This window comes from Enterobacter sp. BNK-13 (assembly GCF_048685015.1).
GTDB classification, from domain to species: domain Bacteria; phylum Pseudomonadota; class Gammaproteobacteria; order Enterobacterales; family Enterobacteriaceae; genus Enterobacter; species Enterobacter quasiroggenkampii.
The window spans coordinates 2,294,303-2,316,478 of record NZ_JBLQTP010000001.1 but is presented as its reverse complement, the minus strand read 5'-3'; the positions used below and the strand labels follow the sequence as shown (position 1 = coordinate 2,316,478).

Genomic DNA, 22,176 nt, shown 5'->3' with positions numbered 1-22,176 from the left:
TTGTCAGGTGACCTCCCTGGGGGTGTAACCAAGATTACTCACTTCTGAGTACGAAAATCATGATCTGTGTCAATTTTCCCCCAAGCTGATACCTTTCAGCAGGGTTATTTCGTGCTGATTTTTCCAGTGTTAAATAATTACGTAAGTATTGGAAGCGGCGCTATCATTGATTATACATATGTTTAACATCCTGAAATGATAACGTTTTGGTACAGATTTCAAGTGAAGTATGCTGATAAAAAGGGTATCTTCAGCGCGATTTCTCACGACAAATTGTCAGTCCAGGGCATGTGTATAAGCGGAGCAAAACGTGATCCAAACGCTCTTTGATTTTCCAACGTATTTTAAATTTTTTATTGGTTTGTTTGCCCTGGTCAACCCGGTGGGGATCATTCCTGTCTTCATTAGTATGACGAGTTACCAGACAGCGGCGGCCAGGAATAAAACCAACCTCACCGCTAACCTGTCGGTAGCGATCATATTGTTGACCTCTCTTTTTCTCGGCGACACGATTCTTCAGCTGTTCGGGATTTCCATTGATTCTTTCCGTATTGCCGGCGGGATCCTGGTGGTGACCATCGCCATGTCCATGATCAGCGGTAAGCTGGGCGAGGATAAGCAGAATAAACAAGAGAAGTCAGAAACCGCTATTCGCGAAAGCATTGGCGTAGTGCCGCTGGCCTTACCGCTGATGGCCGGTCCGGGTGCCATCAGTTCAACTATCGTCTGGGGGACGCGTTACCATAGCCTGATGCACCTGATTGGCTTTTCAGTGGCTATTGCCATTTTTGCGCTCTGCTGTTGGGGTGTGTTCCGCATGGCACCCTGGCTGGTACGCTTGCTGGGTCAAACGGGCATCAACGTCATTACGCGTATCATGGGCCTGTTGCTGATGGCATTAGGGATCGAATTCATCGTCACGGGTATTAAAAGCATTTTCCCCGGTTTGTTGCATTAATACTTCATATGAAAGGACGGAGCGACGGCTCCGTTTTTTTACGTGATTATCAGCAAATCATATAACTAAAGTTGAAATGCTCACATATCATAATAAATTCTACTAATAATGTTCATTGCTTGTATTTCAATAGGTTATTAATTCCGCTTCAACCCGCCTGCACAGAAAATCTTCGATCGCTCTGTTATTTTACTCACATGATACTCTTGGGCTTGCTGAGAGATAACCGAAATGATATTAGTAATTTCAACATTCCCCTAGACGAATGTGCTAAATAATAACCAGTTGTTAAATTTTTGTACAAAATCACTCGATGATAGCGCAGCGACGCGCTTGGAGAGAAAATTTTCTCTATCCTGTTGAATATCAGGTTGTTTTACTGATGTTCGATGTCTGGCAGGGCTGCCCTCAACGATACGGTACTCACCGTAAAAGAGAATTGCTTAACAAATTTGCAAAATGTATTGGCGCACGTTTACGCCATTTGATACTTTCCGGCCTAATATTTTGCAGCATAAAACAATCAGATGAGAATTATTTTCATATAGTTCTCTTCTCAGATATCCAGCGCAGGCCTCAAACAGGGGAGGCCTGTAAAGAATCGACGCAAGACGGCCATACGAGCGGTCAGTAATAAAAAAGTCGGTGATAGCAAGCAGTAAAAGAAGAACCTGACAGCAGCAAAAAAAACTCCTGCGCTGTACAGGCCCCAACAGGGGATTACACAGCTGGCGAAGGCCAGTCATTATAATGAGTGGAGTACCAACACAATGTCCATCATCACAAAAAAAAATCTGGTAGCGGCGGGGATTTTAACTGCGCTAATCGCGGGAAACGCTGCAATGGCTGCGGACGTTCCTGCAGGTGTTCAGCTGGCGGAGAAGCAAACGCTGGTGCGTAACAACGGTGCGGAAGTTCAGTCTCTCGACCCGCACAAAATTGAAGGTGTTCCTGAGTCTAACGTCAACCGCGATCTGTTCGAAGGTCTGCTGGTAACGGACGTAGACGGCCACCCGGCACCGGGTGTGGCAGAAAAATGGGAAAACAAAGATTTCAAAGTCTGGACTTTCCATCTGCGTAAAGATGCGAAATGGTCCGACGGTACGCCGGTCACGGCTGAAGATTTCGTTTATAGCTGGCAGCGTCTGGCGAATCCAACGACCGCCTCTCCGTATGCGAGCTACCTGCAATATGGCCATATTGCCAATATTGATGACATCATCGCGGGCAAAAAACCGATCACCGATCTGGGCGTTAAGGCGATCGATGCCAATACCTTCGAAGTCACGTTGAGCGAACCTGTTCCGTACTTCTATAAGCTGCTGGTTCACCCGTCCGTCTCCCCGGTACCAAAATCCGCCGTGGAAAAATTTGGTGAAAAATGGACCCAGCCTGCCAATATCGTGACCAACGGTGCCTACAAGCTGAAAGACTGGGTGGTCAACGAGCGTATGGTACTTGAGCGTAACCCGCAATACTGGGACAACGCGAAAACCGTGATTAATCAGGTTACCTACCTGCCAATTTCGTCCGAAGTGACTGACGTTAACCGCTACCGCAGCGGCGAAATCGACATGACCTATAACAACATGCCGATTGAACTGTTCCAGAAACTGATGAAAGAGATCCCTAAAGAAGTTCACGTCGACCCGTACCTGTGCACTTACTACTATGAAATCAACAACCAGAAAGCACCGTTCACCGACGTACGCGTTCGTACTGCGCTGAAGCTGGCACTGGATCGCGATATCATCGTGAACAAAGTGAAAAACCAGGGCGATCTGCCGGCATACAGCTATACCCCTCCATACACCGATGGCGCAAAACTGACCGAGCCAGACTGGTTCAAACAGACGCAGGAACAGCGTAACGCAGAAGCGAAGAAAATGCTGGCCGAAGCGGGCTATACCGCCGATAAGCCGCTGACCTTCAGCCTGCTGTACAACACCTCCGATCTGCACAAAAAACTGGCTATCGCCGTTGCCTCGATCTGGAAAAAGAACCTGGGCGCGAACGTGAAGCTGGAGAATCAGGAGTGGAAGACCTTCCTCGACAGCCGTCATCAGGGCACCTTTGACGTGGCGCGTGCTGGCTGGTGTGCGGACTATAACGAACCGACCTCCTTCCTGAACACCATGCTGAGTGACAGCTCAAACAACACCGCGCACTATAAGAGCCCGGCGTTTGACAAGCTGATCGCCGACACGCTGAAAACCACTGACGAAGCACAGCGTACTGAACTGTACTCTAAAGCTGAGCAGCAGCTGGATAAAGATTCCGCGATCGTTCCGGTTTACTACTACGTTAACGCCCGTCTGGTGAAACCGTGGGTAGGTGGATATACCGGTAAAGACCCGATGGATAATATCTACGTTAAAAACTTGTATATTATCAAGCATTAATGGCAATGAGTGGGGCGGGCGTGCTCGCCCCACGGTGTCTAACCAACGTCACATTATATAGGCACACGCCAGAAGGTACGGGCAATGTTGAAATTTATCCTACGTCGCTGTCTGGAAGCGATTCCAACGCTATTTATTCTCATCACGATTTCCTTCTTCATGATGCGCCTTGCGCCGGGAAGTCCATTTACCGGTGAGCGTACGTTGCCGCCAGAAGTTATGGCGAATATCGAAGCGAAATACCACTTAAACGATCCTATCTCCACCCAGTACTTCAACTACCTGAAGCAGCTGGCGCACGGTGATTTTGGACCGTCATTTAAATATAAAGACTATTCCGTTAACGACCTGGTGGCGTCCAGCTTCCCGGTGTCGGCGAAATTGGGTGCTGCGGCATTCATTCTGGCGATCGTTTTCGGGGTCACCGCTGGCGTCATCGCCGCGCTCAGACAAAATACCAAATGGGATTATGCCGTAATGGGGGTGGCGATGACCGGGGTAGTCATACCCAGCTTCGTTGTCGCGCCATTACTGGTGATGATATTTGCCATTACGCTGAAGTGGCTGCCTGGCGGCGGCTGGAACGGCGGGGCACTCAAGTTCATGATTTTGCCGATGGTGGCATTATCTCTGGCGTACATCGCCAGTATCGCGCGTATCACCCGTGGTTCAATGATCGAAGTGCTGCACTCGAACTTCATTCGTACCGCGCGCGCGAAAGGGCTGCCGATGCGTCGGATTATCTTCCGCCACGCGCTTAAACCGGCGCTGTTGCCCGTGCTCTCCTACATGGGACCGGCATTCGTCGGGATCATCACTGGCTCAATGGTTATCGAAACAATCTACGGCCTGCCAGGCATTGGTCAGCTGTTTGTTAACGGCGCGCTCAACCGCGACTATTCGCTGGTGCTGAGCCTGACCATTCTCGTCGGTGCACTGACCATTCTCTTTAACGCAATCGTCGATGTTCTGTACGCCGTCATCGACCCGAAAATCCGTTACTAACTGGAGCACGCCATGATGTTGAGTAAGAAAAACAGCGAGGCGCTGGAAAACTTCAGTGAAAAACTGGAAGTAGAAGGTCGTAGCCTCTGGCAGGACGCGCGCCGTCGCTTTATGCACAACCGCGCGGCGGTGGCGAGTCTGGTGGTTCTGGTGATCATCGCGCTGTTTGTGACCCTGGCGCCGATGCTGTCGCAATTTACCTATTTCGACACCGACTGGGGCATGATGTCCAGCGCGCCGGATATGGAGTCTGGCCACTATTTCGGCACGGACTCTTCCGGACGCGATCTGCTGGTGCGTGTTGCTATCGGGGGGCGTATCTCGCTGATGGTCGGGATTGCTGCCGCGCTGGTGGCGGTGATCGTCGGGACGCTCTATGGCTCACTGTCCGGCTACCTTGGCGGCAAAGTGGACTCGGTGATGATGCGTTTGCTGGAAATCCTGAACTCCTTCCCGTTTATGTTCTTCGTCATCCTGCTGGTGACCTTCTTCGGTCAGAATATCCTGTTGATCTTCGTGGCCATCGGGATGGTTTCCTGGCTGGATATGGCGCGTATTGTCCGCGGCCAGACGCTGAGCCTCAAACGCAAAGAGTTTATCGAAGCCGCACAGGTCGGCGGTGTCTCTACCGGGAATATCGTGGTTCGCCATATCGTTCCTAACGTGCTGGGCGTGGTGGTGGTTTATGCATCACTGCTGGTGCCAAGCATGATCCTGTTTGAATCCTTCCTGAGCTTCCTCGGTCTGGGTACGCAAGAGCCGCTGAGCAGCTGGGGCGCGCTGCTGAGTGACGGTGCAAACTCAATGGAAGTATCACCGTGGCTGCTGTTATACCCGGCGGGTTTCCTGGTCGTTACCCTGTTTTGTTTTAACTTTATCGGCGATGGCCTGCGTGATGCCCTCGACCCGAAAGACCGTTAAGGAGCGCCGTCATGACAATGATTGAAACGGCAACCGCGCCACAGGCGCAGCAGCGGAGCGACCTTCTGCTGGACGTAAAAGATCTTCGCGTCACCTTTAAGACCCCGGACGGGGATGTGACCGCCGTGAACGATCTCAACTTCAACCTGCGCGCGGGCGAAACGCTCGGCATCGTGGGTGAATCCGGATCCGGGAAATCCCAGACCGCCTTTGCGCTAATGGGCCTGCTGGCCGCTAACGGTGTGATTGGCGGTTCCGCGAAATTCAACGGTCGTGAAATCCTCAATCTTCCGGAGCACGAGCTGAACAAGCTGCGCGCCGAGCAGATCTCGATGATTTTCCAGGATCCGATGACCTCGCTGAACCCGTACATGCGCGTCGGTGAGCAGCTGATGGAAGTCCTGATGCTGCACAAAGGTCTGGGCAAAGCCGAAGCCTTTGAAGAGTCAGTCAAAATGCTCGATGCGGTGAAAATGCCGGAAGCGCGCAAGCGCATGCGAATGTTCCCGCACGAGTTCTCTGGCGGTATGCGTCAGCGCGTGATGATTGCGATGGCGCTGCTGTGCCGGCCAAAATTGCTGATTGCCGACGAACCGACCACCGCGCTGGACGTTACCGTTCAGGCACAAATCATGACCCTGCTGAACGAGCTGAAGCGTGAGTTCAACACGGCGATCATCATGATCACCCACGACCTGGGCGTGGTGGCGGGCATCTGTGACAAAGTGCTGGTGATGTATGCCGGCCGTACCATGGAATACGGCAAAGCGCGTGACGTATTCTATCAGCCTGCGCATCCTTACTCGATTGGCCTGCTGAACGCGGTACCGCGTCTCGATGCGGAAGGGGAATCCCTGCTCACCATTCCGGGCAACCCGCCAAACCTGCTGCGCCTGCCGAAAGGCTGTCCGTTCCAGCCGCGCTGCCCGCACGCCATGGAAATCTGCAACAGCGCACCGCCGCTGGAAGAGTTTGCACCAGGCCGCCTGCGCGCCTGCTTTAAGCCGCAGGAGGAGCTGGTATGAACGCATTAGATGAAAAACGCAATGTGCTGCTCGAGATTGCTGACCTTAAGGTGCATTTCGACATCAAAGACGGTAAACAGTGGTTCTGGCAGCCGTCGAAGACCCTGAAAGCGGTGGACGGCGTCACGCTGCGCCTGTATGAAGGGGAAACCCTGGGCGTGGTGGGCGAGTCCGGCTGCGGTAAATCGACCTTTGCGCGCGCCATTATCGGTCTGGTGAAAGCCACCGACGGCAAAGTGGCCTGGCTGGGTAAAGATCTGCTGGGCATGAAACCCGACGAGTGGCGCGACGTGCGCAGCGATATCCAGATGATTTTCCAGGATCCGCTGGCATCGCTAAACCCGCGTATGACCATCGGTGAGATTATTGCCGAGCCGCTGCGGACCTATCATCCGAAGATGTCCCGTCAGGAAGTTCGCGATCGCGTTAAGGCGATGATGCTTAAAGTTGGGCTGTTGCCTAACCTCATCAACCGCTATCCGCACGAATTCTCCGGCGGTCAGTGTCAGCGTATTGGTATTGCGCGCGCCCTGATCCTCGAACCGAAGCTGATTATCTGTGATGAACCGGTTTCCGCGCTCGACGTCTCCATTCAGGCGCAGGTGGTTAACCTGCTGCAGAAGCTGCAGCGCGAAATGGGGCTGTCGCTGATCTTCATCGCGCATGACCTTGCCGTGGTGAAACACATCTCTGACCGCGTGCTGGTGATGTATCTGGGGCACGCCGTGGAGCTGGGCACCTATGACGAGGTGTACCACAATCCGCTGCACCCGTACACCAAAGCGCTGATGTCGGCAGTGCCGATCCCCGATCCCGATCTGGAAAAGAATAAGACCATCCAGCTTCTGGAAGGGGAATTGCCTTCACCGATTAACCCGCCGTCGGGCTGCGTCTTCCGCACGCGCTGCCCAATGGCCGGGCCGGAATGTGCGAAAACGCGACCGGTTCTGGAAGGCAGTTTCCGACATGCGGTTTCCTGCCTGAAAGTAGACCCGTTATAATCGCAAGGGCTGACATGATGTCAGCCCTTATATTTTGCGAGGTCACTGTGTCGCGTTTATTCACGTCAGCCCGTCGGCGGCTTTATCATGTTTTATTCGATCCTGAAACGGTATCCGGGCGACGCTTCGAAGGTCTTTGCGGTTTATTTGCGCTCCTCAGCGTGGTGGTCATCTTTATTGAGTCAGGCGCCGGGACGCAATACCACCTGACGTTTGACGAATGGCATGTCTTTGTCTGGCTTGAGCTGGCGATTACCCTGGTGTTTACCGCTGAATATTTGCTCAGAGTAATTGCCTGGCCCAACCCGGCCCGATATGTTTTCAGCTTCTGGGGATTTATTGATTTGGCCACCATTCTGCCGCTCTACGTCATGTGGCTGTGGCCGGAAATCAGCCTGAGTTATGTCTTTGCCTGGCGGGCGATGCGCGTTATTCGCGTATTACGTATTCTGAAATTACTGCGCTTTATGCCCTCACTGCGCGTGTTCTGGAGCGCAATCGTCAGCGCCCGTCATCAGCTTATTCTCTTCTACTCGTTTATTGCCATCGTCATGATCGTTTTTGGCGCGCTGATGTATCTGATAGAGGGGCCGAAATATGGTTTCACGACGCTCAATGCGTCCGTTTATTGGGCGATAGTGACCGTGACGACCGTGGGGTACGGTGATATAACGCCCCATACGCCGCTGGGCCGCATTGTGGCCTCAGTGCTGATTTTGATTGGCTATTCGGTCATTGCTATTCCGACCGGGCTTATTACCACGCACATGAGCAGCGCATTTCAGAGCCGCAAGCAGCAGCGCAAATGTCCGGCATGTCACCAGGGTGAACATGACCTTAACGCGCGGTTTTGTAACCGCTGCGGAAGTGCGTTGCCGGAGTAAATAAAAAAGGCTGCAATCGCAGCCTTTTTTATTATTCGCGCCAGAGAATATGGCACAGCTTGTGGTCTTTCTCTCGACAGAGCAGGACGCGGGCGAAAATATCGTTAATCTCGCCACCGTCTTCATCGGCCAGCCCGATGACCACTTCGGCAAAGAAGTCAGGATTCAGATCGAAATCCACATGTTCAGCCCAGTCTTCTGAAGGGTCGAACAGTTCGGCACCGCCGCGCTCTTCGAACTGCAGATTAAAGAGGATCACGTCTGCGGGATCGAGGTTATCAACCGCCAGTTCGAGAAAAATGTCATAGGCCTGCTCGAGCGTTTCGTCTTCGGTCAGGCGATTGTTCAGATCCATTTCCATGATGACTACCTGTTTAACATCGTTGGGCACGTTTTACAGCAACGGACTAAAGAAGTAAAACAGTCGTTCGGCAATTCTCTGCCACAGCGGACGTTTTACCCACAGTCTGGCATCCAGCAGCCGCGAGCGGGAGATATAATCATCCTGCACCGCCGCGAGATCGCCGCCAAAGCCGGCATCATCAATAACCAGCGTGATTTCAAAGTTGAGCCACAGGCTGCGCATATCCAGGTTCACTGTCCCCACCAGGCTTAACTCGCCGTCGACAAGCACGCTTTTGGTGTGGAGCAATCCGCCTTCGAACTGGTAGATCTTCACCCCTGCAGCCAGCAGTTCGCTAAAGAATGCCCGGCTGGCCCAGCCCACCAGAAGGGAGTCATTTTTGCGCGGCAAAATAATGCTCACATCGACGCCGCGCTGCGCCGCGGTACAGATCGCGTGCAGGAGATCATCGCTGGGAACAAAGTAGGGAGTCGTCATGATCAGGTATTCACGCGCCGAGTACGTCGCCGTCAGCAGCGCCTGATGGATCAAATCCTCCGGGAAACCTGGCCCGGAAGCAATGGTATGAATGGTGTGACCACTGGCCTCTTCAAACGGCATAATATTGCCGTCCGGCGGGGGCGGCAGAATGCGTTTGCCGGTTTCTATCTCCCAGTCGCAGGAGTAAACGATGCCCATCGAGGTGGCAATCGGCCCCTCCATTCGCGCCATCAGATCCACCCACTGGCCCACGCCCGAGTCCTGCTTGAAGAAGCGCGGATCAACCATGTTCATGCTGCCGGTGTAGGCAATATAGTTATCGATCATGATCATTTTGCGATGCTGACGGAGATCCATCCGGCGCAGAAACACGCGCAGCAGGTTAACCTTCAGCGCCTCAACCACCTCGATACCGGCATTGCGCATCATGCCCGCCCAGGGGCTACGGAAAAATGCCACGCTGCCTGCGGAGTCAAGCATCAGACGGCAGTGAATGCCGCGTCGCGCCGCGGCCATCAGCGATTCAGCGACCTGGTCAGCCATCCCGCCAGGCTGCCAGATATAAAAAACCATCTCGATATTATGACGCGCCAGCTGGATATCGCGGATTAATGCCTGCATGACGTCGTCGGACGAGGTCAGCAGCTGCAGTTGATTGCCTTTAACACCACCAATCCCCTGACGGCGCTCGCACAGCTTAAACAGTGACGAGGCGACGCTGCTGTTCTCCTCGGCAAAGATATGCTTACAGGCCTTCAGATCGTTTAGCCACTTTGCGGTTGAGGGCCACATGGCGCGGGCACGCTCGGCGCGGCGTTTGCCGAGATGAAGCTCACCGAAAGAGAGATAGGCAATAATTCCCACCAGCGGCAGGATGTAGATGATCAGAAGCCAGGCCATGGCAGAGGGTACGGCTCTGCGCTTCATCAGGATGCGTAACGTCACACCCGCGATTAACAGCCAGTATCCTAAAATGACCAGCCAACTCACCACGGTGTAGAAGGTTGTCATAGGTAAAAAAATCCTTTTGAAAGCGTATTGTTATGAGTGTACGCATCAGGATTCATCTGGCAAATAAAAACGCCAGGTAAAAGCGCTGGTTTGCTGCCAGCATGGGTTTATAATGTCGCCTCTGTTAGAGAAAGAGTTGTAGACATGAAGCGCAGTAGAACAGAAGTAGGGCGCTGGCGCATGTTGCGACAGGTGAGTCGTCGCAAAGCTCGTTGGCTGGAAGCACAATCCCGCCGCAATATGCGTATTCACGCCATCAGAAAATGTGGAATGACCCGGCATCGCAACGCGTTGCTGTTCGCCGTCCAGGATATCTGAGTACCATGAGGGCACCGTAATGGTGCCCGCTGATTTTATAGAGTCTGATTTTTAGGAGTAGCGTATTTGCAGCGCTATTCCTGCTGTATTGAGCAAAAGGAGGGAGAAGAAGTGTTTGCGGAGTTTGGCGTACTGAATTTCTGGACGTATGTTGTTGGCGCGTTTTTTATCGTGCTCGTACCGGGGCCGAATACCCTGTTTGTGCTTAAAACCGGAATTGGACACGGCGTTAAAAAAGGGTACCTTGCCGCGTCGGGTGTATTTATCGGCGATGCGGTACTGATGTTTCTGGCCTGGGCGGGCGTCGCGGCATTAATCCAGACCACGCCGGTACTGTTTAATATCGTGCGCTATCTCGGCGCCTTCTATCTGCTGTGGCTGGGCGGCAAAATGCTCTGGTCGGTCATTACCCGGCAGAATCACGCTCAGGAAAGCGGTACCGAGCCTGCCAGCGCGATCATGAAACGTTCGCTGGTATTGAGCTTGACGAATCCAAAAGCGATTCTGTTCTACGTATCGTTCTTCGTTCAGTTCATTGACGTGAACGCACAGAGCACTGGCACCTCTTTCCTTATCCTCGCGACGACGCTTGAGTTAATCAGCTTTATGTACATGAGCTTCCTGATCTTCTCCGGTGCGTTTGTCACGCGTTATCTCAAAACGAAAAAGAAACTGGCAAAGCTGGGGAACGGGCTGATAGGACTGCTGTTCGTCGGGTTTGCGGCGAGGTTAGCGTCGCTGCATTGATTGATGAAAGGCTCCTGCGGGAGCCTTTTTAATTCTGTTTGACAATCCCTCATCATTTAGTTGTATAGTACAACTAAATGATGAGGACACAACATGCACAGCGAAACCCCGGTAGTCAGTGTTATTCGACGTTCCTCGCGCCTGATGGTGCGAGAGTTAGGTTTTATGGGGTCTACCCTGGCCTCAACGAATTACTCGCCTTCGGCCGTCCATACTCTGGTCGAAATTGCTCTACGCAAAGAGATGACGGCGAGCCAGCTGGTGCAACTGCTGGGCCTGGAAAAGTCCAGCGTCAGCCGGATGCTGGCTCGCCTGATTGCCGCAGGCGAACTCGAGGAAGTCATTTCTGCTGAGGATGCGAGAGCAAAGAGCCTCAGGCTGACCGCGAAAGGTCACGAGACGGTCAGCAAAATTAATGCCTTCAGCAATGAGCGCGTGGTCACAGCAATAAAGCGTCTTGCTCCTGCCCAGCAGCAGATCATCTCTGAGGGGCTTTCCCTTTATGCCAACGCGCTGCTGGCATGCCGCGAGGCGGGCAACGATATGCAGCCCGACGAGCTGAAGATAGTGCAGGGATATATCCCCGGCATGATTGGCCGTATTGCGGAGATGCATGGCAGCTATTATTCGCGGGAGCATAACTTTGGTCGCTTCTTCGAGGCCAAAGTGGCTTCTGGGCTGGCCGAGTTCAGTGAAAGACTGGAGAAGCCCTGTAACCAGATTTGGCTGGCAGTGCTCAACGACAAAATTGTCGGATCGGTGGCAATCGATGGCGAGGATCTGGCGCCGGGTGAAGCCCATCTTCGCTGGTTTATTCTTGATGATGGCTGTCGGGGACACGGCGTGGGGAAAAAACTGCTGAATGAAGCGATGCGGTTCTGCGACAGTGTCGGTTTTTCTGCCGTGCACCTCTGGACGTTCAATAAGCTGACCGCCGCCCGGCGTCTGTACGAGTCGTTTGGGTTTACGCTGGTAAAGGAGTGGGAAGGCGACCAGTGGGGGAGCCTGATTACAGAGCAGCAGTTTACTCGGTACAGAGGCGTGTAATCGCCGCCATAAAAAAGGCTCCTTTCGGAGCCGCTTTGGTATCAGAACACTTTCTTGTACGGTCTGACCGTCACTTTTGCATACACACCCGCTGCAACGTACGGGTCTGCGTCAGCCCAGGCCTGAGCGGCTTCCTGGGATTCAAATTCAGCAATAACCGTGGAGCCGGCAAAACCGGCAGCACCCGGATCGTTGCTGTCTACTGCGGGCATGGGGCCAGCGGTCAGTAATCGGCCTTCATCCTGAAGCAACTGCAAACGTGCCAGATGCGCAGGGCGCACAGACTGGCGTTTTTCGAGCGAATCAGCAACATCTTCAGAGTAAATCACGTAAAACACGGCGAAGCTCCTTAACCGGTAAAAGTGTCAGTTACGTTATGTGAAAGGGCAATCGACTGCAATGTAAAATAAAAACAATGTTAATACCCTGATCTGAATGCGCCTTTTTTGGCCTCTCAGGCGCTAAAGTTGCGCCAGAGCAAAGTGTCTTATTGAATATGATTGCTATTTGCATTTAAAATCAGGGTTCGGTTTTTTAACGTTGATGAATATGACTTCGATGACCCTTGATTTACCTCGCCGCTTTCCCTGGCCGACGCTGCTTTCTGTCGTGATTCACGGTGCCGTTGTGGCGGGTCTGCTGTATACCTCGGTTCATCAGGTTATTGAAACGCCCGCGCCCGCGCAGCCAATTTCCGTGACGATGGTCTCGCCAGCGGATCTTGAACCGCCGCAGGTTGCCCCTCCGCCGCCACAGCCGGTGGCTGAACCGGAGCCAGAACCCGAACCCGTTCCGGAGCCACCGAAGGAAGCCCCGGTGGTGATCCACAAACCTGAACCGAAGCCAAAACCTAAGCCGAAGCCAAAGCCGGTGAAGAAGGTTGAGGAGCGTCCGAAACGCGAGGAACGACCGGTTGAACCGCGCGCGACCCAGCCGGTCGAAAATGCAGCGCCTTCACGTCCTGTGATGAACAATACGGCAACGACGTCAAAGCCAACGGTTACCGCGCCAGCGGGCCCGCGAGCCGTAAGCCGCAATCAGCCTCAGTATCCGGCGCGAGCTCAGGCCTTGCGTATTGAAGGCCGTGTACGGGTGAAATTTGATGTCACTGCGGATGGCCGCGTGGATAACGTGGAAATCTTATCTGCGCAACCTTCTAATATGTTTGAGCGCGAAGTGAAATCTGCCATGCGCAGATGGCGCTATGAGCCAGGCAAGCCGGGTAGCGGATTGATCGTCAATATTGTTTTCCGCCTGAACGGCGGGGCGCAGATGGAATAAAAAAAGCCTCCGAAAGGAGGCTTTTTTTTGCCTGTCGATCAGGCCTGTGGAAGTTGACGAGGTTTACCCTCGCTGTCCACAGCGACATAAATAAACAGCGCTTCAGTGGCCTTATAACGTTGCCCAATCGGCTCAGAAGAGACTTTCTTCACCCAGACTTCGATGTTGATGGAAATGGAGGTATTACCGCGTTTCACGCAGCGCGCGTAGCAGCAAACCACATCACCCACCGCAACCGGGCGCAGGAAGGTCATGCCGTCCACTCTCACGGTGACCACGCGCCCGTGGGCAATCTCTTTTGCCAGAATTGCGCCGCCCATATCCATCTGCGACATCAGCCAGCCGCCAAAAATATCGCCATTGGCATTGGTGTCAGCGGGCATTGCCAGTGTGCGTAAAACCAGTTCGCCCTGAGGGGCGTTAGTTGTTGTCATTGTTTTAACTCGTAACGGAAGACTTCAGGCGGGATGCTACTATGATTCGCGTGCGGAGAGAATAGACCAGAACGCCCGTCGTTGACGTTCTGGTCAGTCAGTAATCAGTGGTTGTCGTCCTGCGGCATATGACGATAGATGTATACACCGCTCAACAGCGTGAAGATAAGCGTCAGCGCAGTCAGGCCAAAGACCTTAAAGTTGACCCAGATATCCTGCGGCAGCCAGAAGGCGATATAGATATTAGCGAGACCGCAGAGAATAAAGAAGATTGCCCAGGCAGTATTCAGACGCGACCAGACTACCTGCGGCAGGGTGAGTTCTTTACCTAACATGCTCTGGATAAGGGGCTTTTTCATGAACCATTGACTGAACAGTAATGCTGCTGCAAACAACGCATAAATAACAGTCACCTTCCACTTAATAAATTCAACATCATGCAAGGCAATGGTCAATCCACCGAACACCGCCACTAGGATGAACGTAATAAGTGCCATTTTTTCGACTTTGCGATAGCGAATCCAGCTATAGATCAGCACAACGGCGGTCACAACGATTAATGCTTTTGTTGCAGCAAAAATGTCGTACAACTTATAGACAGCGAAAAACACCGCGAGCGGTAAAAAATCAAGAAACTGCTTCATTCTGTGATTCCATCTTCTGAGCGGGGCGGGAGACAGCGATGCCCCCCGCCTCGGGATTACTGACGAATTAACATATACAGGCGGAACAGATAGACGAGCAGTACCGCTGAAATGAGATTGCTCAGCGTATTCGCCACCACGGCGCCAACATTAGGCGTTAAAACCGCAAAATTCGGCGCAAACAATAACAGCAGCGTTTTGGCCAGCAGCCAGCCGATCACGGCGGGCGCCACCAGACGCATATTAGCCCATGCCAGTCTGATGCTGTTGCGCATCGCGGTAAAAATACCCATCTTATCCTGCACGACCATCACCGGGGCAAATGAGAGCACGATAGCCAGTAATACGCCCGGCACCACAACCAGCATAATCCCAATCTGCACCAGCAGGGTGGTCAAAAAGATCAGGATAAACAGCTTAGGTAAGACCGGCGCGCTGGCACCAATCGCCCGTAAGGCGCTGACCCGGTGACCTGCCGATACCAGCTGAATCATCAGCAAAACGCCGCCCGCCAGAACCGCATTACCAATCAGGCCTGAGAACGTGGACGCGGCAGAAGCGCGCAGCAGAATTTGCTGCTGCTCCGGCGTCATGTTTTGCACCAGCTCAAACAACCCCACGCTACCCGCAAGATGGTCGCCCTGGCTCAGGCTGGCAATCTGTTCTTCACTCGGTGAGAACGCATGACCCAGCACCACCGTGATAAAGGCGCAAAGCAACGCGATCAGTAAAAAGGTAATGAACTGATTGCGGAAAAAGTTTCCCGTGTCACGGTAGACAGACTTCGCCGTGATAGACATGCACTCTCCTTGAGTATTGCAGGTGTTAATTAGCTGGCAATTGTACACCGGATGCACCTGCTGTGGCAGCATCAAGGCTTGTATGGAAAAGCATATCTTTGTAAAGCGGCGGTAATCCAACGCGGGCGCGGGCGCGGTTACAGGCTTCGTTGACCTGCCCATCTTCCCCCGACATGGCAAATTCCCGGCACGGGCTGGGGCGATCCTCATAGATGGAACAGCGGGTCGCGACCCCAGGCTCACCCTGTAGCGCCACACAGCGGGCCTGCTTTTGGTTCGTGCCGCTCATGCAGCGCAGAAAGGGTGTTAACGGCTCGGTAAGATGAACCGGAACGGTACCGCCGCCATCGCTGGCTTCGGCCCAGTAGAAAGAGACTCGAAAATACGCACAACAGGCTCCGCACGTCATGCACGGGTTAATATCACTCATGGCACACCTGCAAAAGAAGAACGCATCAAATCAACTTGTGAGAGCGATAAATTATCCAGCCGCCAGAGGAAGAGCAAGAGGGGGAAAAGGGAAAATTTTGTAACCGTGAAATGCCAAAAATTGACATGGAAACAACTTATTGGTTTTGGATGCGTAACAAAAAATTAATCCAGATCAATGAATGTTAAGTTACTGGTTTTAATGTGATCTGTGGCAGATCACTTATTACCCTTTTGTGAGTATATTCTCATCCGCGATTAAAACCACAACGATGGAGCGGATATGAAAAAATTAGCGGTGGCAGCCCTTGTATTAAGCAGTCTCTCTGGCGGCGCGTATGCGCATGAAGCAGGCGAATTCTTTATTCGTGCCGGTTCGGCTACGGTTCGCCCAACTGAAGGATCGGATAACGTGCTGGGAATGGGCGGTTTTAACGTCAGTAATAACACCCAGTTAGGTTTAACCTTTACCTGGATGGCGACGGATAACGTGGGCGTTGAGCTTCTGGCCGCAACGCCGTTCCGTCATCGCGTCGGTTTAGGACCAACCGGTGATATCGCCACGGTTCACCATTTACCGCCAACGCTGATGGCGCAATGGTACTTTGGCGACTCAAGCAGCAAGGTGCGTCCATATATTGGCGCCGGTGTGAACTACACCACCTTCTTTGATGAGAAATTCAACGATACCGGTAAAGAGGCGGGTCTGACGGACCTCAGCCTGAAAGATTCGTGGGGCATGGCGGGACAGGTCGGTCTGGATTACCTGATTAACCGCGACTGGCTGATCAACGCCTCGGTCTGGTATATGGATATTGATACGGACGTACGCTTCAAGGCGGGCGGTCAGCAGCAAAGTATCAATACCCGCCTGGATCCGTGGGTGTTTATGTTCTCTGCGGGTTATCGTTTCTGATCCCCCGTCAAACTGGCCACAGGGTGGCCAGTTTGCTTTGCTCACTTCAAAACGACGGATAAACCGGCCGCTCATCAAGCTTTACGCAGTGCCTCAGGATCGTTTCCCCATCATATAAATAGCTGAAAGCGTCGCTGGACAGGGAATGGAAGAGAATATCGCCGTTGGCAAACGGGATAATTTCGGTGTCACCCGCACGTTTATGTCCCGCGCCGGTTTCAAAATGACCGCGCCACCGTTCCTGGGTATGGTCATAGACGTGCAGAATGACCTCGACAAGTCCTCGTTGCGGACAATTAAGGCGCAGGAAGGTAGAAGAGAAATTCAGGGACAGCGCATGGAAGGGAATCAATAAGGCGAAAACCAGTAAAGCTCGTAAATACATCAAACCGCGAAAACCTCCTTCAAAAGGGAAATGAGATTTTACTTAAGTCAAAAATCACGTTTTTGCCGTGGATCAAGATGTCTTATAATTCAATACGATAAAGGCCCCTGACGGGGCCCTTAACGATCATTTTTGAATCAGATAGCGAATGGTTGGGCCATCCTGCTGGATATCCAGCACCGTATAACCGTGGTTTTTCGCGTCCAGCGGTATGTTGTTGATGGACTGCGGGCAGTCGCTGACTACCTCCAGAATTTCACCTTTCTTAAGCTGCGGCAGCGCTTCAAGCGTAGCCACCGCCGGATATGGACAGGGCTCGCCAACCATATCCAGACGATAATCAGGCACAATCTCTTTCATGCTGCATTCTCCTGCGTTTTTGTTTTAACGCTCGCACGGCGGAAGAAACGTCTCTCCTGTGCGACGACCAGTAAAAATGCGACCAACAGCAGGGCGTAGGTGACGAGCAGGCCGCCGAGAGGCCCGAAGGTATTCAGCAGGTTGATCTTGTCCCAGTTGGTGGCCAGGAGGGGAGACACGTCATCCCAGTAGTACGCCAGGATCGTCGAGCCAATCACATTTCCCAGACCCACCCACCAGTAGTGCACCTGGCCTTCGACGGCGCGATACATCCAGCCGGTTTCACACCCGCCAGCCAGCACGATCCCGAAGCCGAACAGCAGGCCGCCAATGACCGCGTTAGGACCGGCCCACATGATTTTTGGTTCGACGCCCAGTTGAACATAGCTGAAGATGCCGATGGCGCTGACCGCCATCCCGGCGATAATCGCCTTCGCCATCATCGTGCGCCCGGTGATCCACATATCGCGAAACGCGGAGGTGAAGCAGATCTGCGCGCGTTCAATGAGCAGGCCAAACCCCACGCCGAACAGCATCGCCAGACCGAGCTTAGGCTGGTTCAGGGCGGTGCAGAGCGCCCATGCCACCATGGCGAAAAAGACCAGCATTCCGAGGCGGAAACGGCGGCGGGCCTGAGAGGGCTTCTGGGTTAACGGAGACGCTGCGCTGACTTTTGTCATTTTCACTGGAATACGAAACAGCGGCAGCAGGGTGAATTTTGCGCCAAAGTAAGAGCCGATGGCCGTGGCGACGGCAAAGAACCAGGCGTGAAGCGAAAACTGCGGGATCCCGGTAAAGAAGGCGGCAAGGTTACACCCCATCGCCAGACGCGCGCCGAATCCGGCAATCATGCCGCCGACAACCGCCTGCACAATGCGGATCCGGCTTTTGGGCATACGCAACTTAACGTTGTTTGCCCACAGCGCGGCAGCGAAGCAGCCGCCGAACATGCCGATGATCATCATCCCGTCGATGCGGGTGAGCGGCGTACCGTCCAGATGAATGAGTTTAAAGTAGCCCCACTCTTCGGCATGTACGCCAGCGAGTTGCAGCAGTTGGCCACCCCAGCGGGTGAACTCGCCGGTTACGGCCCAGAAGGTACCGGTAATGCCAAAATAATAAGTAGAGAGAATGCCTGCCGCGATAACGGCCGGAACGGGTGACCAGAACTTAACCAGGTAAGCCTGTTTGAAGGATTGCCATGACATGAATAAGCCTCTGAACTCAGAAGGATTAAAGATAAAAAAGAGTCCAGATCATACGCTTACACGACGGTTTGAAAAGCCATTCACACCGAAAATATCGAAAGGATCAATTTTAACGTCATCCTTTGTTGATGGCGGGGAATAAAGGCTAACCGTCTGGCAGGGATGCCAGACGGTGGAGGGATCAGGCTTTACGCGTCGCCGCCTTCATGGCGGTTACAAACGCCTTCAGCTCGGCCAGCATCTGCTCGGGCTTGTCCACGTTCTTCTCGATGATCTTCACAATCGCAGAGCCGGAAATGGCACCCGCAGCCTTCGCGTCAATCGCCGCGGTGACTTGATCCGGAGAGGAGATCCCGAAGCCCTGCAGCGGCGGTGCGGCATGGTACTCGGCCAGCTTTTCCACCAAATGATGCAGCGGCAATGCGGCTTTATTCTCGGCACCGGTCACGCCTGCGCGGGAGAGCAGGTAGGTGTAACCGCGCCCGTAAGAGGCAATCTGGCGCAGCAGCTCATCGTCCGCGTTTGGCGGGCAGATGAAAATCGGGGCGACATTGTGACGCATCGCAGCCTGGCGGAACGGCGCGGACTCTTCAACCGGCACGTCGGCGACCAGAACGGAGTCGACACCCACGCGGGCGCACTCGGCGTAAAACTCATCGATACCGCGGTTGAACACCAGGTTGGCGTACATCAGCAGGCCAATCGGGATAGTGGGGTGCTTCTGACGGACCGCCGCCAGCATCTCGAAGCACTGGGTCGGCGTGACGCCCGAGGCAAATGCACGCAGCGTCGCATTCTGGATGGTCGGGCCATCCGCCAGCGGGTCAGAGAACGGGATCCCCAGCTCCAGCGCATCGGCACCGGCTTCAATCAGGGTGTCGATGATCTTCAGCGACTGTTCAGGGCCCGGATCGCCCAGGGTGACGAAGGGAACGAACGCGCCTTCCTGGCGGGATTTCAGTTCTGCAAATACGTTATCGTAGCGTTCCATCAGATTTCCCCTCGTGCTTTCAGAATATCGTGAACGGTGAAGATATCTTTGTCACCGCGTCCGGAAAGGTTGACCACCAGCAGCTGTTCTTTTTCCGGATTGTCTTTCATCATTTTCAGCGCATGGGCCAGAGCGTGTGAAGACTCCAGCGCCGGGATGATCCCTTCGCTGCGGCATAGCGTTTTAAACGCTTCCAGCGCTTCGTCATCGGTAATGGAGACATAGTCCGCACGACCGGTGCTGTTCAGATAGGCGTGCTGCGGCCCGACGGACGGGAAGTCGAGGCCGGCAGAGATAGAGTAAGACTCTTCAATCTGGCCTTCATCGGTCTGCATCATCGGGGATTTCATGCCGAAGTAGATCCCCACGCGGCCATGCTTCAGCGGCGCGCCGTGTTCTCCCGATTCAATGCCGTGACCCGCAGGCTCGACGCCAATCAGACCCACGCTGGTGTCGTCGATAAAGTCTGCGAACATGCCGATGGCGTTAGATCCGCCGCCGACGCAGGCGATGACCGCATCCGGCAGACGACCCTCTTTTTCGAGGATCTGCGCTTTGGTCTCTTCCCCGATCATGCGCTGGAATTCACGCACGATGGTCGGGAACGGGTGCGGGCCCGCCGCGGTACCGAGCATATAGTGCGCGGTTTCGTAGCTGCCAGACCAGTCGCGCAGCGCTTCGTTACAGGCATCCTTCAGCGTCGCGGAGCCGCTGTGCACCGGGATCACTTCCGCACCCATCAGACGCATACGGAAAACGTTTGGAGACTGACGCTCAACGTCTTTCGCCCCCATATAGATGCGGCATTTCAGACCGAGCAGGGCGCTGGCGAGCGCCGAGGCCACGCCATGCTGGCCTGCGCCGGTTTCGGCGATGATTTCGGTTTTGCCCATACGCTTCGCAAGCAGCGCCTGACCCAGCACCTGGTTAGTCTTGTGTGCGCCGCCGTGCAGCAGGTCTTCACGCTTAAGATACAGCGTGGTTTTCGTGCCTTCCGTCAGATTGCGGCATTTGGTCAGGGCCGTTGGGCGGCCTGCATAGTTTTTCAGCAGGTCGGTAAATTCAGCCTGAAATGCCGGATCCTTTTGTGCGCTCACAAACGCTTCTTCCAGCTGGCGCAGCGCGGGCATCAGGATTTGCGGGACGTACATCCCGCCGAACTCACCAAAATACGGGTTAAGTAATGTCGTCATCTTCTCTTCCTTAATATGCACGCAGAGTTTTAAAAACCGAGGCCAGTTTGCTGGCATCTTTAATACCCGGCTGGGACTCTACGCCTGAATTGAAATCGAGGCCTGCGCAGCCGGTTTTCGCGGCTTCTACACAGTTGTCCGGGCTTAAACCGCCCGCCAGCAGGACGTTGTCCAGCTTTTCGCCGTTCAGCAAGGACCAGTCAAAACGCTGGCCGGTTCCGCCCTGGCCGTTATCGAGGACGTATTTATCCACGTGGTTCAGGTTACGCGGGGGCAACGTATCGTCAACGCGTTGCGCTTTCCAGATCTGTACCTGCGGTGCCAGCGTGGCGCGCAGGGCATCGATATAGGCCTGATCTTCATCGCCGTGAAGCTGCACCGCGCTCAGGGATAACGCGTCGGCTTTTTCAACCACCTCTGCGATATCTGCATTGCGGAACACGCCAACATAGCTGAGCGGAGCCGCGGCGATGACCTTACGCGCCTGCTCTTCGCTGACCGCGCGAGGGGAGGAATCCACAAAAATCAGCCCGCCATAAATCGCTCCGGCTTCATACGCGGCCTGAGCGTCCTGTTCGCGGGTTAAGCCGCAGACTTTGTTTTCACCCAGCAGCACGCGACGTACTGCCGCATTGAGATCGTCATGTTCCATCATGGCGGAGCCAATCAGGAAACCGTTGGCGAAGTGGCTCAGCTCGCGCACCTGGGCATAGCTGTTAATGCCGGATTCGCTGATCACCGTGACGCCAGATCCCAGACGCGGCGCCAGCTGGCGCGTGCGGTTCAGGTCAATGGACAGGTCACGCAGATCGCGGTTATTAATGCCTACCACTTTGGCTTCCAGCGCAATCGCACGCTCCAGCTCCTCTTCATTACTCACTTCGGTCAGCACGCCCATTTTCAGGCTGTGCGCGACGGCAGAGAGCTGGCGATACTGCTCGTCGTCAAGCACCGAGAGCATCAGCAGGCAGGCGTCAGCCTGGTAAAAGCGCGCCAGCCAGATCTGATACGGGTCGATGATAAAGTCTTTGCACAGGATCGGCTGCGGCGCGATACCGCTGACGATCGGCAGAAAATCGAAGCTACCCTGAAAATATTTCTCATCCGTCAGCACGGAGATAGCGGACGCATGATGCTTATAAATGCCGGCAATACGCGCCGGGTCGAAATCGTCACGGATAACGCCTTTAGACGGAGACGCTTTTTTGCACTCAAGAATAAACGCGGTGCGCGCACCCTGCAGGGCGTCATAGAAACGACGGCTGCTCGGGACGACGTCATTCTGAAAACTGGCAAGCGGCTGCTGTTGCTTGCGGGCTTCCACCCAGATGGCCTTATCGGCAACGATTTTCGCTAAAACGGTCTGCATTCT

Annotated in this window: 25 protein-coding genes; 13 read left to right on the top strand and 12 right to left on the bottom strand. The window is 53.9% G+C overall.

Features of this window, described 5'->3' with window-relative positions:
* The first annotated feature begins 310 nt into the window (after positions 1 to 310).
* The 7 genes from ACMGGQ_RS11255 to ACMGGQ_RS11225 all read left to right on the top strand — a co-directional run bounded on the left by ACMGGQ_RS11255 (position 311) and on the right by ACMGGQ_RS11225 (position 8,196).
* Positions 311 to 958: a YchE family NAAT transporter gene (locus ACMGGQ_RS11255; RefSeq protein ID WP_008502784.1), complete on the top strand. Its 648-nt coding sequence runs from the start codon at positions 311 to 313 to the stop codon at positions 956 to 958.
* A 770-nt stretch (positions 959 to 1,728) separates the two neighbouring features.
* Positions 1,729 to 3,360 (top strand): oligopeptide ABC transporter substrate-binding protein OppA, encoded by a 1,632-nt coding sequence (gene oppA, locus ACMGGQ_RS11250; RefSeq protein WP_420290049.1) that lies wholly within the window; start codon positions 1,729 to 1,731, stop codon positions 3,358 to 3,360.
* 84 nt (positions 3,361 to 3,444) lie between these two features.
* On the top strand, positions 3,445 to 4,365 hold the full coding sequence (gene oppB, locus ACMGGQ_RS11245) for an oligopeptide ABC transporter permease OppB (RefSeq protein WP_008502786.1): 921 nt from the start codon (positions 3,445 to 3,447) through the stop codon (positions 4,363 to 4,365).
* Between the two features lie 12 nt (positions 4,366 to 4,377).
* Positions 4,378 to 5,286, top strand: coding sequence for an oligopeptide ABC transporter permease OppC (oppC, locus tag ACMGGQ_RS11240; protein ID WP_008502787.1), 909 nt, complete (start codon positions 4,378 to 4,380; stop codon positions 5,284 to 5,286).
* Between the two features lie 11 nt (positions 5,287 to 5,297).
* Positions 5,298 to 6,311, top strand: coding sequence for an ABC transporter ATP-binding protein (locus tag ACMGGQ_RS11235; protein ID WP_024907097.1), 1,014 nt, complete (start codon positions 5,298 to 5,300; stop codon positions 6,309 to 6,311).
* On the top strand, positions 6,308 to 7,312 hold the full coding sequence (gene oppF / locus ACMGGQ_RS11230; protein ID WP_008502789.1) for a murein tripeptide/oligopeptide ABC transporter ATP-binding protein OppF: 1,005 nt from the start codon (positions 6,308 to 6,310) through the stop codon (positions 7,310 to 7,312). The genes ACMGGQ_RS11235 and oppF overlap by 4 nt, the downstream gene beginning before the upstream one ends.
* Positions 7,313 to 7,326: 14 nt before the next feature.
* Positions 7,327 to 8,196 (top strand): ion transporter, encoded by an 870-nt coding sequence (locus tag ACMGGQ_RS11225; RefSeq protein WP_048223634.1) that lies wholly within the window; start codon positions 7,327 to 7,329, stop codon positions 8,194 to 8,196.
* 31 nt (positions 8,197 to 8,227) lie between these two features.
* Here the strand turns inward: ACMGGQ_RS11225 and ACMGGQ_RS11220 are convergent, their stop codons facing one another.
* A complete protein-coding gene (locus ACMGGQ_RS11220) occupies positions 8,228 to 8,557 on the bottom strand; it encodes an HI1450 family dsDNA-mimic protein (RefSeq protein WP_006810881.1) in 330 nt (109 codons plus the stop codon).
* 33 nt (positions 8,558 to 8,590) lie between these two features.
* Complete coding sequence (cls, locus tag ACMGGQ_RS11215) at positions 8,591 to 10,051, bottom strand: cardiolipin synthase (protein WP_008502791.1); 1,461 nt, start codon at positions 10,049 to 10,051, stop codon at positions 8,591 to 8,593.
* A gap of 144 nt (positions 10,052 to 10,195) precedes the next feature.
* Here cls and ACMGGQ_RS11210 point away from each other — a divergent pair, with 144 nt between their 5' ends.
* The 3 genes from ACMGGQ_RS11210 to ACMGGQ_RS11200 all read left to right on the top strand — a co-directional run bounded on the left by ACMGGQ_RS11210 (position 10,196) and on the right by ACMGGQ_RS11200 (position 12,163).
* On the top strand, positions 10,196 to 10,369 hold the full coding sequence (locus ACMGGQ_RS11210; RefSeq protein WP_021240326.1) for a YciY family protein: 174 nt from the start codon (positions 10,196 to 10,198) through the stop codon (positions 10,367 to 10,369).
* Positions 10,370 to 10,480: 111 nt separating this feature from the next.
* Positions 10,481 to 11,116, top strand: a complete 636-nt coding sequence (leuE, locus tag ACMGGQ_RS11205) for a leucine efflux protein LeuE (protein WP_048029752.1) — start codon at positions 10,481 to 10,483, stop codon at positions 11,114 to 11,116.
* Positions 11,117 to 11,209: 93 nt separating this feature from the next.
* Positions 11,210 to 12,163 carry a bifunctional helix-turn-helix transcriptional regulator/GNAT family N-acetyltransferase gene (locus ACMGGQ_RS11200; protein ID WP_420290048.1) on the top strand — a complete coding sequence of 318 codons (954 nt, stop codon included), beginning with the start codon at positions 11,210 to 11,212 and terminating at the stop codon, positions 12,161 to 12,163.
* A 41-nt stretch (positions 12,164 to 12,204) separates the two neighbouring features.
* Here ACMGGQ_RS11200 and ACMGGQ_RS11195 read toward each other — a convergent pair whose 3' ends face one another.
* Positions 12,205 to 12,501, bottom strand: coding sequence for a YciI family protein (locus tag ACMGGQ_RS11195; RefSeq protein WP_023327637.1), 297 nt, complete (start codon positions 12,499 to 12,501; stop codon positions 12,205 to 12,207).
* Positions 12,502 to 12,721: 220 nt separating this feature from the next.
* Here ACMGGQ_RS11195 and tonB point away from each other — a divergent pair, with 220 nt between their 5' ends.
* A complete protein-coding gene (gene tonB, locus ACMGGQ_RS11190) occupies positions 12,722 to 13,444 on the top strand; it encodes a TonB system transport protein TonB (RefSeq protein WP_196364980.1) in 723 nt (240 codons plus the stop codon).
* Positions 13,445 to 13,482: 38 nt separating this feature from the next.
* On the opposite strand, the gene yciA is transcribed toward tonB, so the two are convergent.
* The 4 genes from yciA to ACMGGQ_RS11170 form a co-directional block, all read right to left on the bottom strand.
* The gene (gene yciA, locus ACMGGQ_RS11185; protein ID WP_008502796.1) at positions 13,483 to 13,878 is read right to left on the bottom strand and encodes an acyl-CoA thioester hydrolase YciA; all 396 of its coding nucleotides are present in this window, start codon (positions 13,876 to 13,878) and stop codon (positions 13,483 to 13,485) included.
* Positions 13,879 to 13,982: 104 nt separating this feature from the next.
* A complete protein-coding gene (locus ACMGGQ_RS11180) occupies positions 13,983 to 14,522 on the bottom strand; it encodes a septation protein A (RefSeq protein ID WP_028018783.1) in 540 nt (179 codons plus the stop codon).
* A gap of 56 nt (positions 14,523 to 14,578) precedes the next feature.
* Complete coding sequence (locus ACMGGQ_RS11175; RefSeq protein ID WP_420290047.1) at positions 14,579 to 15,322, bottom strand: YciC family protein; 744 nt, start codon at positions 15,320 to 15,322, stop codon at positions 14,579 to 14,581.
* Between the two features lie 25 nt (positions 15,323 to 15,347).
* Positions 15,348 to 15,752, bottom strand: coding sequence for a YkgJ family cysteine cluster protein (locus ACMGGQ_RS11170; RefSeq protein WP_032674935.1), 405 nt, complete (start codon positions 15,750 to 15,752; stop codon positions 15,348 to 15,350).
* 282 nt (positions 15,753 to 16,034) lie between these two features.
* Here ACMGGQ_RS11170 and ompW point away from each other — a divergent pair, with 282 nt between their 5' ends.
* Together ompW and ACMGGQ_RS11160 are read left to right on the top strand one after the other, a co-directional pair.
* Positions 16,035 to 16,667 carry an outer membrane protein OmpW gene (gene ompW / locus ACMGGQ_RS11165; RefSeq protein ID WP_032674934.1) on the top strand — a complete coding sequence of 211 codons (633 nt, stop codon included), beginning with the start codon at positions 16,035 to 16,037 and terminating at the stop codon, positions 16,665 to 16,667.
* A gap of 145 nt (positions 16,668 to 16,812) precedes the next feature.
* Positions 16,813 to 17,022: a hypothetical protein gene (locus ACMGGQ_RS11160; RefSeq protein ID WP_420290046.1), complete on the top strand. Its 210-nt coding sequence runs from the start codon at positions 16,813 to 16,815 to the stop codon at positions 17,020 to 17,022.
* A gap of 156 nt (positions 17,023 to 17,178) precedes the next feature.
* Here ACMGGQ_RS11160 and yedF read toward each other — a convergent pair whose 3' ends face one another.
* The 5 genes from yedF to trpCF form a co-directional block, all read right to left on the bottom strand.
* Positions 17,179 to 17,412, bottom strand: coding sequence for a sulfurtransferase-like selenium metabolism protein YedF (gene yedF / locus ACMGGQ_RS11155; protein ID WP_003856774.1), 234 nt, complete (start codon positions 17,410 to 17,412; stop codon positions 17,179 to 17,181).
* Positions 17,409 to 18,620 (bottom strand): selenium metabolism membrane protein YedE/FdhT, encoded by a 1,212-nt coding sequence (yedE, locus tag ACMGGQ_RS11150; protein ID WP_420290045.1) that lies wholly within the window; start codon positions 18,618 to 18,620, stop codon positions 17,409 to 17,411. The genes yedF and yedE overlap by 4 nt, the downstream gene beginning before the upstream one ends.
* A gap of 181 nt (positions 18,621 to 18,801) precedes the next feature.
* A complete protein-coding gene (gene trpA / locus ACMGGQ_RS11145) occupies positions 18,802 to 19,611 on the bottom strand; it encodes a tryptophan synthase subunit alpha (protein ID WP_262780539.1) in 810 nt (269 codons plus the stop codon).
* Positions 19,611 to 20,804 (bottom strand): tryptophan synthase subunit beta, encoded by a 1,194-nt coding sequence (gene trpB, locus ACMGGQ_RS11140; RefSeq protein WP_024907111.1) that lies wholly within the window; start codon positions 20,802 to 20,804, stop codon positions 19,611 to 19,613. The genes trpA and trpB overlap by 1 nt, the downstream gene beginning before the upstream one ends.
* Before the next feature lie 10 nt (positions 20,805 to 20,814).
* On the bottom strand, positions 20,815 to 22,173 hold the full coding sequence (gene trpCF, locus ACMGGQ_RS11135) for a bifunctional indole-3-glycerol-phosphate synthase TrpC/phosphoribosylanthranilate isomerase TrpF (protein ID WP_063621874.1): 1,359 nt from the start codon (positions 22,171 to 22,173) through the stop codon (positions 20,815 to 20,817).
* Positions 22,174 to 22,176 lie beyond the last annotated feature (3 nt).

Bases quoted from the DNA above. Each gene is read 5' to 3' on its own strand.
- oppA (WP_420290049.1), top strand. From the start codon at position 1,729: ATGTCCATCATCACAAAAAAAAATCTGGTAGCGGCGGGGATTTTAACT.
- oppB (WP_008502786.1), top strand. From the start codon at position 3,445: ATGTTGAAATTTATCCTACGTCGCTGTCTGGAAGCGATTCCAACGCTA.
- oppC (WP_008502787.1), top strand. From the start codon at position 4,378: ATGATGTTGAGTAAGAAAAACAGCGAGGCGCTGGAAAACTTCAGTGAA.
- ACMGGQ_RS11235 (WP_024907097.1), top strand. From the start codon at position 5,298: ATGACAATGATTGAAACGGCAACCGCGCCACAGGCGCAGCAGCGGAGC.
- oppF (WP_008502789.1), top strand. From the start codon at position 6,308: ATGAACGCATTAGATGAAAAACGCAATGTGCTGCTCGAGATTGCTGAC.
- ACMGGQ_RS11225 (WP_048223634.1), top strand. From the start codon at position 7,327: ATGATGTCAGCCCTTATATTTTGCGAGGTCACTGTGTCGCGTTTATTC.
- ACMGGQ_RS11220 (WP_006810881.1), bottom strand. From the start codon at position 8,557: ATGGAAATGGATCTGAACAATCGCCTGACCGAAGACGAAACGCTCGAG.
- cls (WP_008502791.1), bottom strand. From the start codon at position 10,051: ATGACAACCTTCTACACCGTGGTGAGTTGGCTGGTCATTTTAGGATAC.
- ACMGGQ_RS11210 (WP_021240326.1), top strand. From the start codon at position 10,196: ATGAAGCGCAGTAGAACAGAAGTAGGGCGCTGGCGCATGTTGCGACAG.
- ACMGGQ_RS11200 (WP_420290048.1), top strand. From the start codon at position 11,210: ATGCACAGCGAAACCCCGGTAGTCAGTGTTATTCGACGTTCCTCGCGC.
- tonB (WP_196364980.1), top strand. From the start codon at position 12,722: ATGACCCTTGATTTACCTCGCCGCTTTCCCTGGCCGACGCTGCTTTCT.
- yciA (WP_008502796.1), bottom strand. From the start codon at position 13,878: ATGACAACAACTAACGCCCCTCAGGGCGAACTGGTTTTACGCACACTG.
- ACMGGQ_RS11180 (WP_028018783.1), bottom strand. From the start codon at position 14,522: ATGAAGCAGTTTCTTGATTTTTTACCGCTCGCGGTGTTTTTCGCTGTC.
- ACMGGQ_RS11175 (WP_420290047.1), bottom strand. From the start codon at position 15,322: ATGTCTATCACGGCGAAGTCTGTCTACCGTGACACGGGAAACTTTTTC.
- ACMGGQ_RS11170 (WP_032674935.1), bottom strand. From the start codon at position 15,752: ATGAGTGATATTAACCCGTGCATGACGTGCGGAGCCTGTTGTGCGTAT.
- ompW (WP_032674934.1), top strand. From the start codon at position 16,035: ATGAAAAAATTAGCGGTGGCAGCCCTTGTATTAAGCAGTCTCTCTGGC.
- ACMGGQ_RS11160 (WP_420290046.1), top strand. From the start codon at position 16,813: ATGGAAGAGAATATCGCCGTTGGCAAACGGGATAATTTCGGTGTCACC.
- yedF (WP_003856774.1), bottom strand. From the start codon at position 17,412: ATGAAAGAGATTGTGCCTGATTATCGTCTGGATATGGTTGGCGAGCCC.
- yedE (WP_420290045.1), bottom strand. From the start codon at position 18,620: ATGTCATGGCAATCCTTCAAACAGGCTTACCTGGTTAAGTTCTGGTCA.
- trpA (WP_262780539.1), bottom strand. From the start codon at position 19,611: ATGGAACGCTACGATAACGTATTTGCAGAACTGAAATCCCGCCAGGAA.
- trpB (WP_024907111.1), bottom strand. From the start codon at position 20,804: ATGACGACATTACTTAACCCGTATTTTGGTGAGTTCGGCGGGATGTAC.
- trpCF (WP_063621874.1), bottom strand. From the start codon at position 22,173: ATGCAGACCGTTTTAGCGAAAATCGTTGCCGATAAGGCCATCTGGGTG.